Consider the following 20,300-nt stretch of genomic DNA (forward strand, 5'->3'; position numbering starts at 1 on the left):
TGAGTGACGACAGGAGACCCGGTGGCCCTTCCGTACCCGCACAGCCCGCAGCCGGTCCCTTCCGCGACCGGTCTGTACGACCCGGCGCACGAGCACGACGCGTGCGGGGTGGCCTTCGTGGCCGACCTCTACGGGCGGCGCTCCCACGCGGTGGTGGCGAACGGCCTCGGCGCGCTCTGCCGGCTCGACCATCGTGGCGCCCGGGGCGCCGAGCAGAACACCGGCGACGGCGCGGGCATCATGATCCAGGTGCCGGACGCGTTCCTGCGCGCGGTGGTGGACTTCCCGCTGCCCCCGGCCGGCCAGTACGCCACCGGTCTGGTCTTCCTGCCCGACGACGACGGCGGCGAGGCCCGCGCCCGTCAGGTGGTGGAGAAGTACGCCCTCGTCGAGGGGGCCGAGGTGCTCGGCTGGCGGGAGGTGCCGACCGACCCGAGCGGCCTGGGCGAGACCGCGCTGGCGGCGATGCCCCGCATCCGGCAGCTCTTCCTGGCCGCGCGCCGGCTCACCGACACCCCGGCCGGCCCGGCGGGCTCCCCGCTGTCCGGCATCGACCTGGACCGGGTGGCGTTCTGCGTGCGCAAGCAGGCCGAGCGGGAGACCGCCGAGCGGGGGGTGACCGCCTACTTCCCGTCGCTGTCGGCGCGGACGATGACCTGGAAGGGCATGCTCACCCCCGACCAGCTGCCGGAGTACTTCCCGGAGCTGACCGACGAGCGGGTCGACAGCGCGATCGCGCTGGTGCACTCCCGGTTCTCCACCAACACCTTCCCCTCCTGGCCGCTGGCCCACCCGTACCGGTTCATCGCGCACAACGGCGAGATCAACACGATCCGGGGCAACCGGAACTGGATGCAGGCCCGCGAGGCGCTGCTGCGCAGCCCGCACCTGCCCGGCAACATCCGCCGGGTGTTCCCGGTGTGCACCCCGGCCGCCTCCGACTCGGCCAACTTCGACGAGGTGCTGGAGCTGCTGCACCTGGCCGGCCGGAGCCTGCCGCACGCGGTGCTGATGATGATCCCGGAGGCGTGGGAGAACGACCCGGCCATGCGCCCGGACAAGCGCGCGTTCTACCGGTTCCACGCCAGCCTGATGGAGCCGTGGGACGGCCCGGCGTCGGTCGCCTTCACCGACGGCGAGATCGTCGGGGCGGTGCTGGACCGCAACGGCCTGCGGCCGGGCCGCTGGTGGCGGACCGCCGACGGGCTGGTGGTGCTGGGCAGCGAGGCGGGTGTGCTCGACCTCGACCCGGCCACGGTGGTCGCCAAGGGCCGCCTCCAGCCGGGCCGGATGTTCCTGGTCGACACGGTCAACGGCCGGATCGTCTCGGACGACGAGATCAAGACCGAGCTGGCCGCCGCGCAGCCGTACGACGAGTGGCTGCACGCCGGTCTGATCGACCTCGGTGACCTGCCCGCCCGGGAGCACGTGGTGTACACCCACGACTCGGTGCGCCGCCGGCAGCAGGCCTTCGGCTACACCGAGGAGGAGCTGAAGATCCTGCTCGCCCCGATGGCCCGTACCGGGGCGGAGCCGCTCGGCTCGATGGGCACCGACACCCCGATCGCGCCGCTGTCAACCCGGCCCCGGCTGCTCTACGACTACTTCCACCAGCTTTTCGCCCAGGTCACCAACCCGCCGCTGGACGCGATCCGGGAGGAATTGGTGACCAGCCTGGCGTCGACCATCGGCCCGGAGGGCAACCTGCTGGACCCGGGCGCGGCGAGCTGCCGGCAGATCGTGCTGCCCTACCCGGTGATCGACAACGACGAGCTGGCGAAGATCCTCTCTGTCGACGAGGACGGCGACCTGCCCGGCTTCAAGGCGGTCCGGGTCTCCGGGCTCTACCGCATCCGCGACGGCGGGGCCGGCATCAAGGCCCGGCTGACCGAGATCTGCCGGCACGTCTCCGAGGCCATCGAGGACGGCGTGCGCATCCTGGTGCTGTCCGACCGGGACTCCAACGCCGACCTGGCGCCGATCCCGTCGCTGCTGCTGACCGCGGCGGTGCACCAGCACCTGGTGCGGGAGCAGACCCGGACCCAGGTCGCCCTGGTCGTGGAGTCCGGCGACTGCCGCGAGGTGCACCACGCGGCGGTGCTCATCGGGTACGGCGCGGCGGCGGTCAACCCCTACCTGGCCTTCGAGTCGGTGGAGGACATGATCGCCACCGGGGCGCTGGTCGGGGTGGAGCCGGCCAAGGCGGTCCGCAACTACGTGAAGGCGCTCGGCAAGGGCGTCCTCAAGATCATGTCCAAGATGGGCATCTCGACGGTGTCGTCGTACTGCGGGGCGCAGGTCTTCGAGGCCGTCGGCCTGGACACCCGCCTGGTCGACAGGTACTTCCGGGGCACCCCCAGCACGATCGGGGGGATCGGGCTGGCCGAGATCCACACCGAGGTCGCCGCCCGGCACGGGCAGGCGTGGCCGGCGCCCGGCACCACCGGCTCCGCCCGGCTCGAGGTGGGCGGCGAGTACCAGTGGCGGCGCGAGGGTGAGCTGCACCTGTTCAACCCGGAGACGGTCTTCCTGCTCCAGCACGCCACCCGCAGCCGCCAGTACGACGTGTTCCGCCAGTACACCGCCAAGGTCGACGAGCTGGCCGCGCAGGCCGGCTCGCTGCGCGGGCTGTTCACCCTGCGCACCGGGCTGCGCCCGGCGGTGCCGATCGAGGAGGTCGAGCCGGCCACCGAGATCGTCAAGCGGTTCGCCACCGGCGCCATGTCCTACGGGTCGATCTCGGCGGAGGCGCACGAGACCCTGGCCATCGCGATGAACCGCCTCGGCGGCAAGTCCAACACCGGCGAGGGCGGCGAGGACGTCGACCGGCTGCACGACCCGGCCCGCCGCTCGGCGGTCAAGCAGATCGCCAGCGGACGCTTCGGGGTGACCAGCGAATACCTGGTCAACGCCGACGACCTCCAGATCAAGATGGCGCAGGGCGCGAAGCCCGGTGAGGGTGGGCAGCTACCCGGCAACAAGGTGTGGCCGTGGATCGCCCGCACCCGGCACGCCACCCCCGGCGTCGGCCTGATCTCACCGCCGCCGCACCACGACATCTACTCCATCGAGGACCTCGCCCAGCTCGTGCACGACCTGAAGTGCGTCAACCCGGCCGCCCGGGTGCACGTCAAGCTGGTCAGCGAGGTCGGCGTGGGCACGGTCGCGGCCGGGGTCGCCAAGCTCAAGGCCGACGTCATCCTGATCTCCGGGCACGACGGCGGCACCGGCGCGTCCCCGCTCAACTCGCTCAAGCACGCCGGCACCCCGTGGGAGCTGGGCCTGGCCGAGGCGCAGCAGACGCTGCTGCTCAACAAGCTGCGCGACCGGGTCACCGTGCAGGTCGACGGGCAACTCAAGACCGGCCGGGACGTGCTGGTCGCGGCGCTGCTCGGCGCGGAGGAGTTCGGCTTCGCCACCGCCCCGCTGATCGTCGAGGGCTGCGTGATGATGCGGGTCTGCCACCTCGACACCTGCCCGGTCGGCATCGCCACCCAGAACCCGGTGCTGCGCGAGCGCTTCACCGGCCGGCCGGAGTTCGTGGAGAACTTCTTCCTCTTCCTCGCCGAGGAGGTCCGCGGCTACCTGGCCGAGCTGGGCTTCCGCAGCATCGAAGAGGCGATCGGGCAGACCGAGGTGCTCGACGTCGTACCGGCGATCGACCACTGGAAGGGCCACGGCCTCGACCTGACCCGCGTGCTGCACACCCCGGAACTGCCGGAAGGGGCCGCCCGGCGGGGCATCCGCGCCCAGGACCACGGCCTGGAGCAGGCCCTGGACAACGAGCTGATCGCGCTGGCCGAGCCGGCGCTGCGCGACGGCAGCCCGGTCCGGGTGGAGGTGGCGGTGCGCAACGAGCACCGCAGCGTCGGCGCGATGCTCGGCGGGGAGGTGACCCGCCGGCACGGCGGCGCGGGTCTGCCCGACGACACCGTCGAGTTCGTGCTGCGCGGCACCGCCGGGCAGTCCTTCGGGGCGTTCCTGCCGCGCGGGGTGACCCTGCGGCTGCACGGCGACGCCAACGACTACGTCGGCAAGGGGCTCTCCGGCGGCCGGATCGTGGTCCGCCCGGACGCCGCCGCGCCGTTCGTCGACCCCGAGGCCGCCGCCGGGCAGCGCGCCGAGGACCAGATCATCGCCGGCAACACCATCCTGTACGGGGCCACCGGTGGCGAGTTGTTCCTGCGCGGCCGGGTGGGGGAGCGGTTCGCGGTCCGTAACTCCGGCGCGGTGGCCGTCGTCGAGGGCGTCGGCGACCACGGCTGCGAGTACATGACCGGCGGCACGGTGGTGGTGCTCGGTGAGACCGGCCGCAACTTCGCCGCCGGCATGTCCGGCGGTACGGCGTACGTGCACCGGCTCGACACCGGCCGGGTCAACGCGGAGCTGGTCGACCTGTCCCCGCTGCGGGACGCCGAGCGGGAACTGCTGCACGACCTGGTGCAGCGGCACGTCGCCGAGACCGACTCGGCGGTCGGCGCGGAACTGCTCAAGCGCTGGCCGGAGGCGGTCGGGGAGTTCACGGCCGTGGTCCCGAGGGACTACCGCCGGGTGATGGAGATCATGAAGGCCGCCGAAGCCGCCGGCCGCGACGTCGACGACGCGGTCATGTCTGCGCTGACCGCGTCGGTGCCGCCCGTCCCGCGGGTGGTCGCCCAGGAGGTGGCTCGTGCCTGACCCGAACGGTTTCCTGCGCTACGAACGGCGACTGCCGGCCCGCCGACCGGTGGCGGTGCGGATCACCGACTGGCGGGAGGTCTACCCGCCCGCCGGTGAGGAGCTGATCCGCGAGCAGGCCACCCGGTGCATGGACTGCGGCATCCCGTTCTGCCACGACGGCTGCCCGCTGGGCAACCGCATCCCGGACTGGAACGACCTGGTCCGCACCGGCAGTTGGGACGCCGCGGTCGAGTCGCTGCACGCCACCAACAACTTCCCCGAGTTCACCGGCCGGCTCTGCCCGGCCCCGTGCGAGGCGGCCTGCGTGCTGGGCCTGGGCGGGCAGCAGCCGGTCACCATCAAGCAGGTCGAGGTGGAGATCGCCGACGCCGCGGTGGCCCGGGGCGGGCTGACCCCCCGCCCGGTACCGGCGGCGACCGGCCGTTCCGTCGCCGTGGTCGGCTCCGGGCCCGCCGGGCTCGCCGCCGCCCAGCAGCTCGCCCGCGCCGGTCACGCCGTCACCGTGTACGAGCGGGACGACGCGATCGGGGGTCTGCTCCGTTACGGCATCCCCGACTTCAAGCTGGAGAAGCAGCACATCGACAGGCGGCTGGCCCAGCTCGCCGCCGAGGGCGTGCAGTTCCGTACCGGGGTGAACGTCGGCGTCGACGTGACCGCCGAGGAGCTGCGGGCCCGGCACGACGCGGTGCTGCTGGCGTGCGGCGCGCTCCAGGGGCGGGACACCCCGGAGACGCCCGGTCGGCCGCTGCGCGGCGTCCACCAGGCGATGACCCACCTGGTCGCGGCGAACCGGGTGGTGGCGGCGGCCGGGGACGGCCGGCCCGCCCCGGCGGTGCTGCCCGACGGCACGCCGATCGACGCGGCCGGCAAGCACGTGGTGATCATCGGTGGGGGCGACACCGCCGCCGACTGCCTGGGCGTGGCCCACCGGCAGGGCGCGGCCGGCGTCCACCAGCTCGACCTCTACCCCGAGCCGCCGCACGGCCGCGACGCCGAGCGGGACCCGTGGCCGACCTGGCCGTGGGTGCTGCGCAACTACCCGGCGCACGAGGAGGGCGGCGAGCGGGTCTTCGCGGTCGCCGTGCAGGAGTTCGTGGACGACGGCACCGGCCAGGTCAGGGGCGTCCGGATCGCCGAGGTGACGGTGGAGCGGCGCGACGGTCGACGGATCGTCACCGCGCTGCCCGGCTCCGAGCGGGAGTTGCCGGCCGACCTGGTGCTGCTGGCCATCGGCTTCGAGGGCACCGAGGAACAGCCGCTGCTGGCCCAGTTCGGGGTGACCCGCAACGCCCGGGGCGCGGTCGACGCCCGCCCCGACTGGCAGACCGACGCCGACGGGGTCTTCGTCGCCGGGGACATGCACCGGGGGGCGTCGCTGATCGTCTGGGCGATCGCCGAGGGGCGGGCCGCCGCCGCGGCGATCCACTCCTACCTGGGTGGGGTGGGTGACCTGCCGGCCCCGGTCGACCCGGCCCGCCAACCCCTCGCCGCCCGCTGACCCCCGCCCGCTGACCTACGCCCGCCTGCCGGGCTGTCTGGTCTGTCAGGTCTGCTGGCCCGCCTGGCCTGCCGGCCCACCGTGTCGGGCAGTTCGATCGGTGGCCGTCAGCCGACCCGGAGACCGGGTCGGCTGACGGCCCGACCTTGTGGCCCGGCCACCGTCTCGCCCCCTGCGCCCTGCCGGCGCACAGCCGCTTCTGCGGCACCACCTGTCCCGGCCCTGCTGTTGTGGCGTCCCGAGGCGTCGGAGCCGGCCCGCCGAGGGCGCGTATCACCACGGAGAGCGGTATGCCTGACAGGCATAGTTATGACTGTCAGGCATACCGCTCTCCGGAACTATCGTTGCGGCCCGGCCCGACGCCGCCCCGATCGGCACCGACCAGAGCCGGCTCGACCGGACCCGGCCCCCACCAGCCCAGAGTCGGCCCCGGACCCGGCCAGACCGCGAGCAGACCAGACCCGACCTCGGGCCGGAACCGCGCCGGGCCGCGCGGCGTTCCGGCTCGTCCACGAGGGGCAGAACGCGCGGGACCGAGCCGCGCCGGGACCGGCCGGGGCGCCGGAAGATCACGGTTCCGGGCCGGTCCGGGCTGCCCGCTCCGGTGCCGGGGGCGGGCAGCCCGAACCGGGGTCGGTCAGCGCGCCAGGAGCTGGTGCGCCGCCCGGATCTGGGTCCACGACTTCGGCTGGGCCGGTGCGGTCGTGGTGCGGGTGGCGGCGGCCGGCGCGGGCCGGCCGGGGGTGAACAGCCAGGTGGTGAAGACCGGGTCCAGGTCGAGGCCGGAGATCTGCTCGGCGAGGGCCTGGAACTGGGCGATGGTGCCGTTGCCGTACCGGTGGGCGGCGGTCCAGGCGGGCAGGATACGGAAGAACGCGTCGTCGCCGACGGCCAGCCGGAGCTGGTGCAGCGTCATCGCGCCCCGGTCGTAGACCGCGTCGTCGAACACCGCGCCGGCACCCGGGTTGCCCGGCAGCACCTGCCAGAACGGGTCGTCGGCCGGGTAGTTGGCGTAGGTGAAGTCGAACAGCTCCTGCGTGGTGCCCTCACCCTGCGCCTCCGACCAGAGCCACTCGGCGTACGAGGCGAAGCCCTCGTTGAGCCAGATGTTGCTCCAGTCCGCCACCGAGACCGAGTCGCCGAACCACTGGTGGGCGTTCTCGTGCACCACCACGTACAGGTTGCTGCCGCGTCGCCAGAAGCCGGGCCCGTACACCGGGCGGGTCTGCGTCTCCAGGGCGAAGCTGAGGCTGTCGATCGGCGCGGCCACGCCCCCCTGCGCCTCGAACGGGTACGGCCCGAAGATGCCGCTCTCCCAGTCGACGACCTCGGCGGTGCGTTCGATGCTGGCCCGGGCGGCCGGCTTCCGGTCGCCCAGGGTGGTGCTGTAGGCGTTGATCACCGGCTGCCCGTTCGGGGCGGTGTCGGTGACGATGTCGTACTGGCCGATCGCCAGGAACGCCAGGTAGGTGGCCCCGGGCTTGGTGCTGCGCCAGCCCCACCGCATCCGGTTGCCGGCCTCGGCCAGCGGGGGCCGGGGCTGCACGCCGTTGCTGATCACCTCGACGCCGTCGGGCACCGACACCGAGATGTCCCAGGTGGCCTTGTCCAGCGGGTGGTCGTTGGAGGGGAACCACCACCAGGCCGACTCGGGCTCGTTGACGGCGAGCGCGCCGTCGACGGTGCGGGTCCACCCGGAGTAACCGTCCACCAGGGTCTCCGACGGCACGCCGGCGTAGGTGACCACGACGGTCATCGCCTGACCGGTGGTGATGCCGCGCGGCGCGGTCACCACCAGCTCGTGGACGCCCTCCCGGGCGAACCTGGCGGTCCATCCGTTGACCCGGACCGACTCCACGTCCAGCAGGAAGTCCAGGTTGAACCGGGAGAGGTCCTGGGTGGCCGTGGCCAGGATGGTCGTGGTGCCGCTGAGCCGGTCGGTGGCCGGCTCGTAGCGCAGCCGGACGTCGTAGTGGTCGACGTCGTAGCCGCCGTTGCCGTAGTCGGGGAAGTAGGGGTCGCCGAGGCCGGGGCTGCCGGGTTTCGGGGCGGCCGAGACCGCGACCGACCGGCTCTTGCCCGGTCGGGCGTCGGCCTGGCCGGGGGCACCGGTCACCAGGGTGCCGGCGGTGGTGACGGTCAGGGCGGCGATGGCCGCCGTGAAAACACGTCGCACGGGGTGGACTCCCTCCATCGGGGTGTTCGCACCGACAACCTAATCGACGGCGGTGGAAACGTGCGCCCCGGATGGCGGGGATCGGCTGTTCTCATCCTGTCGATGTTTCGCTAGCATTACCGACTAGTAACAACGCCTCACCCCCCTGGCCACGCGCGCGGTCCAGAGGCTTCCCCCGTTGCTGCCCCTGGAGGAACCGTCATGCCCCACCGCGCCCTACCCCGCCGCGTTCTGGCCAGGGCCGTCACCGCCCTGGCCGCCGTCCTCGCCACCGTCACCGGCGTCCTGCTCGTCCCGACCGCCGCCCAGGCCGCCACCGTCCACTACGTCGCGCTGGGCGACTCGTACTCCTCCGGTGTCGGCGCCGGCCCGTACGACCTGTCCACCTGCCTGCGCAGCCAGAAGTCGTACGCCCCGCTGTGGGCCGCCGCCAACGCGGTGACCAGCTTCGCCTTCCCCGCCTGCGGCGGCGCGGTCACCGCCGACGTGATCAACAAGCAGGTCGGCTCGCTGAGCGCCACCACCACCCTGGTCACCATCACCATCGGCGGCAACGACGCCGGCTTCGCCGACGTCATCACCAGCTGCCGGTTCGGCAGCACGGCGACCTGCACGGCCGCGGTCGACAAGGCCAAGAGCTTCGCCACCTCGACGCTGCCCGGCCGGCTCGACGCCACCTACGCCGCGATCCGCGACCGGGCCCCGAACGCCCGGCTGGTGGTGCTCGGCTACCCCCGGCTCTTCGAGACCGGCTCCTGCGGCGTGCTCGCAATGAGCAGCTACAAGCGGACCATCCTCAACGAGGCGGCCGACGTGCTCGCCACGGTCACCGCCGCCCGCGCCGGCGCGGCCGGGGCCACCTTCGCCGACGCCCGCCCGTTCTTCACCGGGCACGGCGTCTGCGCCGCCGCCCCGTGGATCCGCGACGTCAGCGGCGTCATCGAGGCGTACCACCCGAACGCCGACGGCTACCGGTACGGCTACCTGCCGGCGCTCACCGCCGCGCTGCGCTGACGGGGTGACCGGCGGCAGTCCGCCGGACACCCTCGGTTGCCTCCGTCGTCGACAATGGGAGCCTTCCTGGTTCCTGTCGGCGGCGGAGGTGCCCGTATGCGCGAACCGGTGACCCCGCCGCCGCCAAGGCCACCCACCGTGGACGGCCCCCCGGCCGGCGGCACCGAACTGCTCGCCCTGCTCACCCGGCTGCTGCGCCGACCGCGTCGGGGCGACCGCCGGCTGCCGGTGCTCTGGCTGGTCCGGGCCGGCACCGGCGGCGACCCGGGGGCCCTGCTGCGCCGCTTCGTCGGGCGGGGCACCGGCCGCCGGGTCCCGCACGCCGTGCTCGACCTGGCCGCCCGCCCCGACCTCGCCGACGTCCCGGCGGTGCTGCGCGAACTGCACAGGCAGTTGTCGCTGGAGGCGTTCGGGGCGGCCCGGCTGCGGTTCCGCCACCATCCGCTGGCCGACTGGCTGATGCAGCAGACCCTCGACGTGGGCGTCGACGCCGCCGACAGCGGCCGGGCCACCCTGGTCCGCCGGCTGCGCGACTGGCGGGGCCGGCGTCCCGTCGACGAGCCGCAGGTCAGCGGGGAGTCGGGGGTCGGCACGGCGCTCCAGGTGCTGCTCTGGCTGCTGCGCCGGGCGGTGCCCAGCGCGGTGTTCCGGATCGCCGTCTCCGGCCGGGTGCCGGGCGTCGGCGGCCACTACCGGTGGTTCATGCGGCAGCAGTACCTGGCCCCCCGCCAGTCGGTGACCTTCCTCGGGTTCGCCGAACGGCTCACCGCCGGCTGGCGCGACGGCGAACAACCTGCCCAGGTGGACAAGTTGCTGCTACACGCGTTCCTGGAGGACCTGCGGCAGGCGTACCGGCGACGGGTGTGGCGGCCCGGGGACTGGCGGCGCACCGCGTACCCGGTGCTGCTGCTCGACGGGGTGGACGTCGACGGCGTCGGGCACACCCTGGTCCGGCTGCTCACCGACGTACGCAACGAGACCGGCCGCAACGACCCGCTGCTGGTGGTGGCCCTGGCCACCGAGCCGCCGCCGGAACTGCCCGGCACCCGGCCGCTGCGCGAGGCGGACGACGCCCACGACGAGTGGGCCGAGGCGCTGCCCGAGACCCGACGGCTGCGCCGCTCCGCCGCCTGGCTGGTGGTGCTGCGCCCCGACGACGAGGACGCCACCCCGCCACCGGGGGTCGTCCCGCCCGCGCTGGTCGCCCCCGACCCGCCGTGGTGGGCACGGCGGTTCCTGCCGGCGGCGGTGGCCGTGGTCCTGCTGGCCGGGATGATCGTGTGGGCGGACAGCCGGTGGACGCTGGACTGCCATCCGACGCCGACCGGCCAGGTGCGGGTGCAGGTGCTCGCCGGGGAGTGCGTCGGCTACAGCGACACCGCCGCCCAGGTGTTCAACGCCGAACCCGGCCAGGAGCGGCTGCGCGCGGTGCAGCGGCGGATCTTCGCGCAGAACCGGGCCGCCGAGGAGGTGTGGCGGCGCAGCGACCAGCGCCGGCCCTACCTCACCCTGGTCTACCTGGGCACCCTCACCGGCAACCGGACCCGGGCCGACGAGGAGTCCTACGTCTCCGAACGGGAGGAGTTGGAGGGCCTGGCCACCGCCCAGTACGCCCTGCTCAAGGAGTCCGCGGCGGCCGACGGGGCGGCCCTGCTGCACGTGGTGGTCGCCAACGGGGGCCGGCAGATGCGCCACGCCGGGCCGGCGGTGGCCATGTTGGAGCGGCTGGCCCACGACGACCCGACCGTGCTCGGGGTGGTCGGGCTGGTGGAGAGCCGCACCAGCACCGCCGCGGCGTTGCGGGAACTCAACCGGGTCGGCCTGCCGGTGCTCGCCCCCACCCTGTCGGCCGACCGGATGGACGCGAACTCCAGCCTCTACCTCCAGGTCTCCGCGCCGAACAGGGACCAGGCCGCGATGATCGAGACGTACGCCCGGCAGGTGCTGCGGGTGACCGAGGCGCACGCCTACTACACCACCGGCGAGGACAGCTCACTCACCGAGGACCTCTACGTCGGCACCCTGGTCGACGGGCTGCGCCAACGGTTCGGCAGCCGGCTCACCCGGCTCGACGAGTGGCGTACCGGGCGTCGGCTGACCGTCGAGTGCGGCTACCGGGGGGTGCTGCTGTTCGCCGGACGCTGGTCGGAGTTCGACGGGTTCCTGCGGGCGTTGAAGGAGTGCGGCAACGACCCGCCCCGGCACCTCGTCGCCGACGACTCGGTCAACCGCTACATGGCCAACCCGGGGCTGCGGGCCAGCGCCCCGGGCAACCTGCCGGTGACGTACGTGTCGAAGGCGGCGCTGGCCACCTGTGCCGCGCTGCGGGCCGCGCAGGCCGCCCGGGACGACGCCCGGGGCAGCTTCCTGACCTGGATCGGCGCCGACGACCTGCTCGACCCGCCGCGCTGCCGCGACGGTGCCGGCGCACCCGTCGGCGAGCGGGTCAGCCTCGCCTACGACGCGGCGATGATGATGGTGCGGGCACTGGAGAGCCTCGCCGCCCGGCTGCGGCACGCCGACACCGGCCGGCGCTGGGAGCCCCGCTCGGTCAACCCGGTCGGCGTGCACGCCGAGGTGCTGCGGCAGAACGCCGCCGCCGGCTACCCGGGGGTCGCCGGGGTCATCCGGTACGCCCCCGACTCGGGCGAGCCGGTCGCCAAGCGGCTGGCGTTGCTGCGGGTGGCGCGGGTGCCGGACGTGGCCGCCGAGCCGGTCGAGGTGTTCCACTGTGGCGCGGCGGACAGCGGACCCGACCCGGGCTGCCGACCCGGCTGACCCGTGGGCGGGTCGTGCGTCCGGACCCGCCGGGGCGCTAGGGTTCCCTCGATTCGTCCGCACGTGGGTGGGGAGCAGTGGGTGGGCAGGCTCGCATCGGCGTACGGGCAGGCGGTCGCCGCGCACCGGCAGGCCCGGCAGCGGTGGACGGCGGCCCGTGCCCTGCTGGACCGGCTGGCCGGGCAGCCCGTCCCGGAGCGCACCGCCGACCTGGTCGCCCGGCTGGCCCGGCTGGCCGACGCGCTGGTCGCCCCGCCGCCCGGCAGCACCGACCGGGCCGACCCGACCGCGAGCGCCGGTGCGACTCCCGTCGTGTTCGGTGGCCCGCCACCGGGGCACGTCGTCGTGTCGCCGGGCGGTCCGGCCCGTGGTCACCGGCCGACGCCCTCCGGCGACGGGCCGGCGGCGGTGCGCATCGGCGAGGCGTCCACGGCGGACGGTCGGTTCCCGCTGCTGCTGCCGTTGGGCGCCGGCCGGCACCTGGCGGTCGACGGCGACGCCCGCGATCCCCGGGTGGCGGTGCTGCTGCGGGTGCTGGTGCTGCGGCTGCTCACCACGGCCGCCCCGGGCAGCGTCCGGGTGGTCGGCATCGACCCGGCCGCCTGGGGGGCCACCTTCATCCCGTTGCGTCCGCTGCGCGACGCCGGGGTGCTCGGTAGCGTCGCCACCACCGAGGCCGAGATCGGTGCGCTGCTGGACGCCGCCGAGGCGCACGCCCGCGCGGGGGAGGCCGAACTGCTGCTGGTGGTGGCCGCGTCCGCGCCCGGCCCGCGCGAGTTGGCCCGGCTCGCCGCGCTCACCCACGCCGGGCCGTCCGCCGGGGTGTGCGTGCTGTTCGCCGGGCGCGCGGTGACCACGCCCGGCCAGGCCCCACCCACGCTGGGCGGCACCACCGAGGTACGTCTCGACGAACGGTACGCCCGCGTCGGCGACCCGCCCGGGTACCCGTTCAGCGCCGACGGCACCGGCCTGCCCGTGCCGGTGCTGCTCGACGGTGACCCGCCCGCCGCGGCCGTGCAGGCGCTGGCCGACCGGCTGGGCGCGCAGGTACGCCGGGACACCGCCCTGCACCTGGCCGACCTGCTGCCCGAGCGGCGCTGGACCGGCTCCGCCCGGGACGGCCTGACGACGGTGGTCGGCCGCTGCGGGCGTACCCCGGTCAGTCTGGCTTTCGACGACGCGACGCCGCACTGGCTGGTCGGCGGCCGCACCGGCGCGGGCAAGACGGTCTTCCTGCTCGACGTGCTCTACGGCCTGGCGACCCGCTACTCCCCGGCCGAGCTGCACCTGTGGCTGCTCGACTTCAAGGAGGGGGTGAGCTTCACCGAGTTCGTCCCCACCGACCGGGACCCGTCGTTCCTGCCGCACGCGCGGGCCGTCGGCGTCGAGTCCGACCGGGAGTACGGCCTGGCCGTGCTCCGCGAACTGCGCCGGGAGTTGGGCCGGCGGGCCGGGCTGTTCAAGCGGCACGGGGTGACCAAGCTCGCCGACCTGCCGGACACCGAACCGGTGCCCCGCACGGTCGCCGTGATCGACGAGTTCCACGTGTTGTTCGCCGGCAACGACCGGCTGGCCCGGGAGGCCGTCGACCTGCTGGAGGAGCTGGCCCGCAAGGGCCGCTCGTACGGCGTGCACCTGGTGCTGGCCAGCCAGAGCACCAGCGGCGTGGAAGCCCTGTACGGCCGGGCCGAGTCGCTGTTCGGGCAGTTCGCGCTGCGGGTGGCGCTACCCGGCGGTGAGGCGGTGCTCGGCCCCCGGGCGACCGTCGCCGGCCCCACCCGGATCGGCACGGCGCTGGTCAACACCGCCGCCGGGGCGGCCGGCGCGGACACCCTGCTGCGGTTCCCCGACGCGCACGCCGACGCCCGCCAGCTCGCCCGGCTGCGCTACGAGCTGTGGGACGCCCGCCCCGACGACACCGGCCCCCCCGAGGTCTTCCGGGGCTACGCCACGGCCCACCTGGAGGACGAGCCGACGCCTGCCGCCACCCGCCGCCCGGCGGTGCTGGTGGGCCGGACGGTCGACGTGGCCGGCAGCACCGCCCGGTTCGACCTGGACGCCTCCCCGGGCCGGCACCTGGCCGTGGTGGGCACCTCGGCCACCGGCGCGCACGTGCTGCGGGCCGCCGCGCTGAGCCTGGCCGGGCAGCACCGGCCCGGTGAGGCCGAGTTCGTGCTGGCCGCGCTGGTGGCCTCGGCCGACGGGGCGGCCGACGACACCGCCGCCGGGCTGAAGGCCGCCGGGCACCCGGTGACCCAGGTCGACGCCGCCGGGCTGCGCGCCCGCGTCGCCGGGCTGGCCGCCGGCCCCGGGGAACGTGGCCGGACGTACCTGGTGGTCTTCGGGGTGGACGCGGCCCACGCGGTGCTCGCCGCCGCCGACCCCGACACCTACCGCACCGGCCACGACGACCTGCGGGCGCTGCTGCGGGCGGGGCCGGGGCGCGGGGTGCACCTGCTCGGCTGGTGGCGGGGCCTGCGCCGGCTCGCCGACGACCTCGGCGGCAGCCAGAACCGCGACGACGTGGCCTGCCTGGTGGCGCTGAACGTGCCCGCCGACGACCTCGGGCTGCACCTGGGGGTGACCGACCTGGTGTGGACCCCCCGCCCCAACCGGGCCCTGCTGGTCGACCGGCACGCCCCGCGCACCGCGCTGATCGTGCCGTTCGTCCGCCCCGGGTACCACCCCGACGAGGAGCACTGAGTGGCCGGCTACGACGAGTACGCGGCGGCCGTCAGGCAGCTCTCCGCCCGGATCAGGGAGGGGGAGCGCGGTGCCGTCGCCGAGGCGGAACGCCGCCGTACCCTGCACGCCGGGGTGACCCAGCTCGGTCAGCGGCTGGCCGCCCAGGAACAGCGCCTCGCCCAGCTCGCCGCGACCGCCGGCCTGCCTGCCGTGCCCGACCCGGCTCCCGGGCCGGGGTCGGCTCCCGGGGTCGGCACTGCCCCCGGCTCGGCCCCGGGTTCCGCAGTGCCCCCCGGTTCCGCTGTGTCTCCCGGTTCCGCCACCGGGACCGGGGCGGTCGCAGGGACCGGTGTGGCCGGCGGGTCCGGGGTGGACGGCGATCCGGCGGTGGTGCTGGCGGAGGCCGGGCGGCTGGTCGACGAGGTCGACCGGTTGGGTCAGCAGGCCGAGGCGCTGGCGCAGCGGCCCGCTCTGCTGCCCACCTGGTCGCCGACCGCCCGCGCGGTCGCCGTCTACGTCGGCTGTGCCGCCGTCGGGGCGCTGGTCATGCTGCTGCTGGTGGTCGCCAACGGCATCGGCGTGGTCGACGGCATCACGCTGGGCGCGCTGACCTGCGCCGGGCTGCCGCTGATCTCCTTCGTGGCCGGTTGGCTGATCCTCGGCCGGTGGGGGCGGCCGGCCCTGGCCACCACCGACCCGCCCCGGTACGCCCCGCTCGGCTTCTTCATCTGCGCCGTGGCGGTGCCGCTGGCGTACTGCGTCACCCTGCTGGTGTTCCGCCTGGTCCGCTGACGCGTGACCGACCTGTCCGTGTGATCGACCCGTGCGCATGATCGACTCATGTGGGTCGACGTAGCGGGGTCCGGACCGTCCCGATGCCGCTACGTCGGCCCACATGGGGCGGACGCGGGGTGGCTGCGTCCGGTGGTCGCCTCGTAGGCTCGCGGTGACCGTGGGCGGGCGACAGGGGCGGGGGGAGTGCGGGTGAGTGCGGCGGAGATGATCGCGAAGCTGGCAGTGGCCGCGCAGAAGCTGGACGAGGCGCGGGCCAAGACGGCCTCGGCCGCCCAGGACGCCGCCGAGGCACGCGCCCTGGTCGCCGGGGTGTTGCAGGGCGTCGCCGCCGGCCCGCTGATCGGCATGATCGACAACTACCGCCAGGCGCTCGACCAGGCAGTCCAGGCTGGCCAGCCAGCCCGGCAGCAGGTCGAGGAGACGATCGCCAAGGTACGCGCGCTGGGCAACTGAGCGGGGACCGGCGATCCGGCATCCGGGGCGGAGGCGTGGTGGGGGCCCATCGCGCAACGTCCGGCCCGTGCCGGCGTCGCCGGTCGATCAGAGGGACAGGACGGACATGACGATCGGGGAGGCACAGTGACGGTGGTGGGTGGGCGTGACGGCGGCGACCTGGACGGGTTCCACGTCGGACGGGTGCCCGAGGATGCCGGGGAACTGGTGTCGGACTTCGCCTCCGAGTGGGAGAACGTCAGCTTCGCCACCCGGGTCTGGGAACGGGCCGTCGACGACGGCTACCGGGTGGACCTGAGGGTGCACGTCCTGCGCGGCGAACGGCTGACCACGCTGGTGCGCCTGCGCGAGTTCCTGGCCGAGTACCACGAGCGGGATTCCGCCGAGTGGCCGCTGGCGGAGTTCACCCGGGGCGGGGACGTCGGACTGGCCGGCGGGGGTGAGGCGTTCTGGCTCGTCCGGCCGGGCCTCGCGGTCGACGTGCTGGTGGACCTCGACCGGTTCGACGCGGAAACCGCGATCGAGGTGGCCGGCTCCGTGACGGAGCTGCCCGCCGCCTGACCCGGGGAAAAGCCGGAGCACTCCGGTGGCCCGCCCGGTAGGGTCGCCAGCGGGTGCCGTGCCGGTCGCTCGCCGGGATACCGCTCCGTGAGCTGCCCGGCTGCCGGTCGAACCGGCTCGCCCGTCGATGCCCTCGTGTCCCGTCAGCGCCGGAGGTTGCCCACCGTGGCCGGTACGACCTATCAGGTCATCGTGCGCGGCAAATTCGCACCACTCGATGACGAGCAGCGGGCCGCGCTGCTCGCCAGGGCGGACGAGCACGACGTCTACCAGGCGAAGTTCACCGAGGAAGGCACCGTCACCTACGAGCGGTCCCTGCTCGGGTTCACCTTCCGCTGCCTCGTCCCGGCCACCGGGGAGGACGATGAGGCGGTGGTGACCGGCAGGGCGGAAGCGTTGGCCGCAGCCGCCGTCGCGGAACTCGGTGCGGGCCACCGTGACCTCACGTCGGTGTCGACCGACCTCGCCGACATCAAGATCCGCCACCGGGCGCGCGGGTAAGGGCCGCTCCCGTCACCGGCGGGCGTCGCCCCTGGTGCTGATCCGCCCTCCTTCGGGGAGGGTTGTTGTCGTCCTGGGCGCAACAGATCTCCACAAACATGGCCTGCCTGTCGGTGCCACCACATTCATGATTCGCGCTACGGCCTCGGCCGGCACGGTCAGCGCGTGCCGTCGTGCCGTCCTCGCCCGCTGCGCCGCCGCGCTCGTGGTGCGCAGGACTGCGGACTGGTCCGTGGCGGTCGGCGTGTTCAGGTGGGATGCCGGGTGAGGCCCATTGGCTGAACTGATCGACATGCATCGATTGACAGAAGTTTGTCCGATCGGGACACTCGATGAAACATAACCGTGCGTGCAAGGCGTGGCGCTGCCGATCCGGGAGGACCAGATGAGGCTCGTACACCGGCGGCCCCTGCTCGCGGGAACGCTCGCCGCGGCCACCCTGGTCGGCGTCGTCGGGGTCGCCACCGCGGCCTCCGCCGCCACCGGCTGCCGGGTGACCTACACGGTCTCCAGCCAGTGGACCGGCGGCTTCGGGGCCAACGTCGCGGTCACCAACCTCGGCGACCCGATCAACGGCTGGCAGCTCACCTGGTCGTTCACCGCCGGGCAGCAGGTCACCCAGTACTGGAACGGCACCGTCACCCAGAACGGCGGCCGGGTCACGGTCGGCAACACCACCTGGAACGCCGCGCTCGGCACCGGGGCGAGCGCGTCGTTCGGGTTCAACGGCTCGTGGAACAACGCCAGCAACCCGGCGCCTACCGACTTCGCGCTCAACGGCACCCCCTGCACCGGCAGCACCACACCCACGACGCCGACCACGCCCACCCCGGGCACCCCGCCACCCACCACGCCGCCGCCGACCCCGACCACACCGCCACCCACCACCCCACCGCCGACCACCCCGCCGCCACCCACCCCGAGCACCACCCCGAGCGGCGCGGAGGCGACCATCGTGCCCGACCCGTCCTGGACCTGCGGCCGGTCCGCCGGCCTCGTGCCCCCGACCCGTGGCCGGCTGGTGTTCCGGGCCACCGCCCAGCTCGGCGCGATCCGCGACGTCGGCGTCACCCAGTACGGCCACCGCCGCATCCTCGACATCCGGGGCGGCACCGTCACCGGGGACCGGATCAACGGCACCATCCTCACCGGCGGGCTCGACCTGGAACTCACCCTCGGCACCGGCGCGACCGAGCTGGAACAGGTCGCCATCCTGCGCACCGGCGACGGCACCCCGATCTACCTGCGCACCTGCGGGGTCGCGCCGGCCGGCGAGTCCACCGTGCGGATCGTGCCTGACTTCGAGGCCCCGAACTCCAGCGCGTACGCCTGGTTGAACACCGGCACCTACGTCGGCACCCGGACCGTCGACGCCGCGACGAACACCCTCACCCTGACCGTGTACGACGTCGCCGGGGTGTCCCCGGCCGACCCGCGCGTGCAGCTACGCGACCCGGCCGGGACGGCCAACCAGCCGTGGGACTGCCTGACCGGCAGCGGCACCCGGGGTGCGGCGGTGTTCACCGAAACCGTCACCCTCGGGGCCAGCGTATCGGTCGGGGCCAGCAAGCGCGGCACCCGCAACATCATCCCCATCACCGGCGGCACCGTGACCGGCCGGGTGACCGGGACCGTCCTGCCCGGCGGGGCGGACTACCAGCTCATCGGCGCGACCAGCACGCTGGACGCCCGGTACGTGCTGTCCACCGACGACCGGGAGCTGATCCTGGTCCGCAACTGCGGGGCGTTCGGCCGGCTGGTGCCGACGTTCGAGGCCCGCGCCGCCGGCCCGTACGCCTTCCTCAACGCCAACACCTGGCTGAGTTCCGACCCGGGTTCCGCCCCGGGCGGCGTGAGCATCACCTTCTACGAACGCCGATGACGCGGGGGAGGGTGCCCGCCCCTCCGCCCCGGCACCCGGCCCCGCCCACGGTCCCGGTGGGTCGGGGCCGGGGCGCGTCCGGCCCGGACGGTCAGCCGTCCAGCGCCAGCCCGGCCACCTCGTCGGCGCAGCCCCAGGACAGCGTCACCCCGGCGCCCCCGTGGCCGTAGGCGTGCACCAGCCGCTGCCCCGGGGCGGGGCCCGCCTGCACCGCGACCCGGGGCCCGCCGTGCCGTGCCGGACGTAGCCCGGCCCGCACCCCGAGCACGGGGGCGTCGGCCAGCTCCGGCACCAGCGCCACGCACCGGGCCCGGATCGCCGCCGCGGTGACCGGGTCGGGGCCGGTGTCCCACGCGTCCGGTTCGGCGGTGCCGCCGAGCACCACGTCGTGCCGGCGCGGGTGCACGTAGGTGATGCCTGCCGGGTTCTCCTCGTCGCGTACCGAGGTGGTCAGGCCCGGGTTCGCCACCAGCACCAGCCGCCCGCGTACCGGGTGCACCGCCGGGTCGTCGGCGAGCCGCCCGGCGGCCAGTCCGGTGGCGTTGACCACCGTCGGGGCCAGCGCGAAGCCGTCGTCGAGCCGGGCCAGCCGGCCGGTCACGACGCGCCCGCCGGCCGCCGTGAACCGGTCGGCCAGCCAGTCCAGGTACGGCGACATCTCCACCGTCGGCGCGGTGAACCGCAACTCGGTGGCGTACGGCCCGCAGCCGGGGTGGGCGACCAGGTCACCGGCCGCCGCCGCCCACCACGGCGGGCCGGTCCACGGGCGGCGCAGCAGCATCCGGGTCGGCCGGGCCACCACCCCGGGCACCCCGGCGTCGGCCTGCCGGCCCAGTTCCGCGTACGTCCCGGCGGCCCAGCGCAGCACCCGGGGGTCGGCGTCGGTGTGGCTGGGGTACCAGACGGCGGCGGCGACCGCCGACACCGTGTCGCCGGGCGGGTCGGCGGTCAGCAGGGTCACCCGCGCGCCGCGCTCCCGCAGCCGCACCGCCGCCGTCAGACCGACGATCCCGCCCCCGACCACCAGCACGTCCACGTCCATCTTCGACCTCCCCGCCGGTGCCGCCCGCCGGTACGGGTGGCCGGACCTGGATCGTCCCCCGATCGGCCCGCCGGGTCCACGACGGAAATGGCACCGGGAACCGTCGACGGACAGATATCCGACACTTATTCGGAAAGCCGATCTCCGGTGGGAAATGGGATCGCGGACGGTATTCGTCATCGGTAATGTCCAGCGGCGTCGAATTCCGCCACCCGCGGAGTCGACCGACAGCATT

Annotated in this window: 12 protein-coding genes; 10 read left to right on the top strand and 2 right to left on the bottom strand. The window is 74.5% G+C overall.

From position 1 onward, the window contains the following. Positions 1 to 21 precede the first annotated feature (21 nt). A complete protein-coding gene (gltB, locus tag B5D80_RS07695) occupies positions 22 to 4,677 on the top strand; it encodes a glutamate synthase large subunit (RefSeq protein ID WP_088643086.1) in 4,656 nt (1,551 codons plus the stop codon). Further along, a complete protein-coding gene (locus B5D80_RS07700; protein WP_088643087.1) occupies positions 4,670 to 6,178 on the top strand; it encodes a glutamate synthase subunit beta in 1,509 nt (502 codons plus the stop codon). The genes gltB and B5D80_RS07700 overlap by 8 nt, the downstream gene beginning before the upstream one ends. 637 nt (positions 6,179 to 6,815) lie before the next feature. On the opposite strand, the gene B5D80_RS07705 is transcribed toward B5D80_RS07700, so the two are convergent. Continuing rightward, entirely contained in the window at positions 6,816 to 8,354 is a 1,539-nt protein-coding gene (locus tag B5D80_RS07705; protein WP_088643088.1) for a M1 family metallopeptidase, read from the bottom strand. Positions 8,355 to 8,555: 201 nt separating this feature from the next. Here B5D80_RS07705 and B5D80_RS07710 point away from each other — a divergent pair, with 201 nt between their 5' ends. From B5D80_RS07710 to B5D80_RS07745, 8 genes are all read left to right on the top strand, one after another. Continuing rightward, complete coding sequence (locus tag B5D80_RS07710) at positions 8,556 to 9,368, top strand: SGNH/GDSL hydrolase family protein (RefSeq protein WP_088643089.1); 813 nt, start codon at positions 8,556 to 8,558, stop codon at positions 9,366 to 9,368. Between the two features lie 96 nt (positions 9,369 to 9,464). Beyond that, complete coding sequence (locus B5D80_RS07715; protein ID WP_088643090.1) at positions 9,465 to 12,146, top strand: type 1 periplasmic-binding domain-containing protein; 2,682 nt, start codon at positions 9,465 to 9,467, stop codon at positions 12,144 to 12,146. Positions 12,147 to 12,227: 81 nt separating this feature from the next. Continuing rightward, positions 12,228 to 14,849 carry an FtsK/SpoIIIE domain-containing protein gene (locus tag B5D80_RS07720; RefSeq protein WP_088643142.1) on the top strand — a complete coding sequence of 874 codons (2,622 nt, stop codon included), beginning with the start codon at positions 12,228 to 12,230 and terminating at the stop codon, positions 14,847 to 14,849. Further along, complete coding sequence (locus B5D80_RS07725; RefSeq protein ID WP_088643091.1) at positions 14,850 to 15,623, top strand: DUF2076 domain-containing protein; 774 nt, start codon at positions 14,850 to 14,852, stop codon at positions 15,621 to 15,623. A gap of 192 nt (positions 15,624 to 15,815) precedes the next feature. Beyond that, positions 15,816 to 16,079, top strand: a complete 264-nt coding sequence (locus B5D80_RS07730; protein ID WP_088643143.1) for a DUF6244 family protein — start codon at positions 15,816 to 15,818, stop codon at positions 16,077 to 16,079. Positions 16,080 to 16,214: 135 nt separating this feature from the next. Continuing rightward, positions 16,215 to 16,640 (top strand): hypothetical protein, encoded by a 426-nt coding sequence (locus B5D80_RS07735; RefSeq protein ID WP_144081606.1) that lies wholly within the window; start codon positions 16,215 to 16,217, stop codon positions 16,638 to 16,640. Between the two features lie 165 nt (positions 16,641 to 16,805). After that, positions 16,806 to 17,141, top strand: a complete 336-nt coding sequence (locus B5D80_RS07740) for a DUF6204 family protein (protein ID WP_088643093.1) — start codon at positions 16,806 to 16,808, stop codon at positions 17,139 to 17,141. 385 nt (positions 17,142 to 17,526) lie between these two features. After that, on the top strand, positions 17,527 to 19,023 hold the full coding sequence (locus tag B5D80_RS07745) for a DUF3237 family protein (RefSeq protein WP_088643144.1): 1,497 nt from the start codon (positions 17,527 to 17,529) through the stop codon (positions 19,021 to 19,023). Between the two features lie 91 nt (positions 19,024 to 19,114). Here B5D80_RS07745 and B5D80_RS07750 read toward each other — a convergent pair whose 3' ends face one another. Further along, the gene (locus B5D80_RS07750; RefSeq protein WP_088643094.1) at positions 19,115 to 20,065 is read right to left on the bottom strand and encodes an FAD-dependent oxidoreductase; all 951 of its coding nucleotides are present in this window, start codon (positions 20,063 to 20,065) and stop codon (positions 19,115 to 19,117) included. Between the last annotated feature and the right edge of the window lie 235 nt (positions 20,066 to 20,300).

It is taken from the genome of Micromonospora wenchangensis (assembly GCF_002210435.1).
In the GTDB taxonomy this organism is placed as follows: Bacteria; Actinomycetota; Actinomycetes; order Mycobacteriales; family Micromonosporaceae; genus Micromonospora; species Micromonospora wenchangensis.

What these genes read in the sequence shown, in the direction of transcription:
- B5D80_RS07710 (WP_088643089.1), top strand. Translation starts at nt 8,556, where the DNA reads ATGCCCCACCGCGCCCTACCCCGCCGCGTTCTGGCCAGGGCCGTCACC.
- B5D80_RS07715 (WP_088643090.1), top strand. Translation starts at nt 9,465, where the DNA reads ATGCGCGAACCGGTGACCCCGCCGCCGCCAAGGCCACCCACCGTGGAC.
- B5D80_RS07745 (WP_088643144.1), top strand. Translation starts at nt 17,527, where the DNA reads ATGAGGCTCGTACACCGGCGGCCCCTGCTCGCGGGAACGCTCGCCGCG.
- B5D80_RS07750 (WP_088643094.1), bottom strand. Translation starts at nt 20,065, where the DNA reads ATGGACGTGGACGTGCTGGTGGTCGGGGGCGGGATCGTCGGTCTGACG.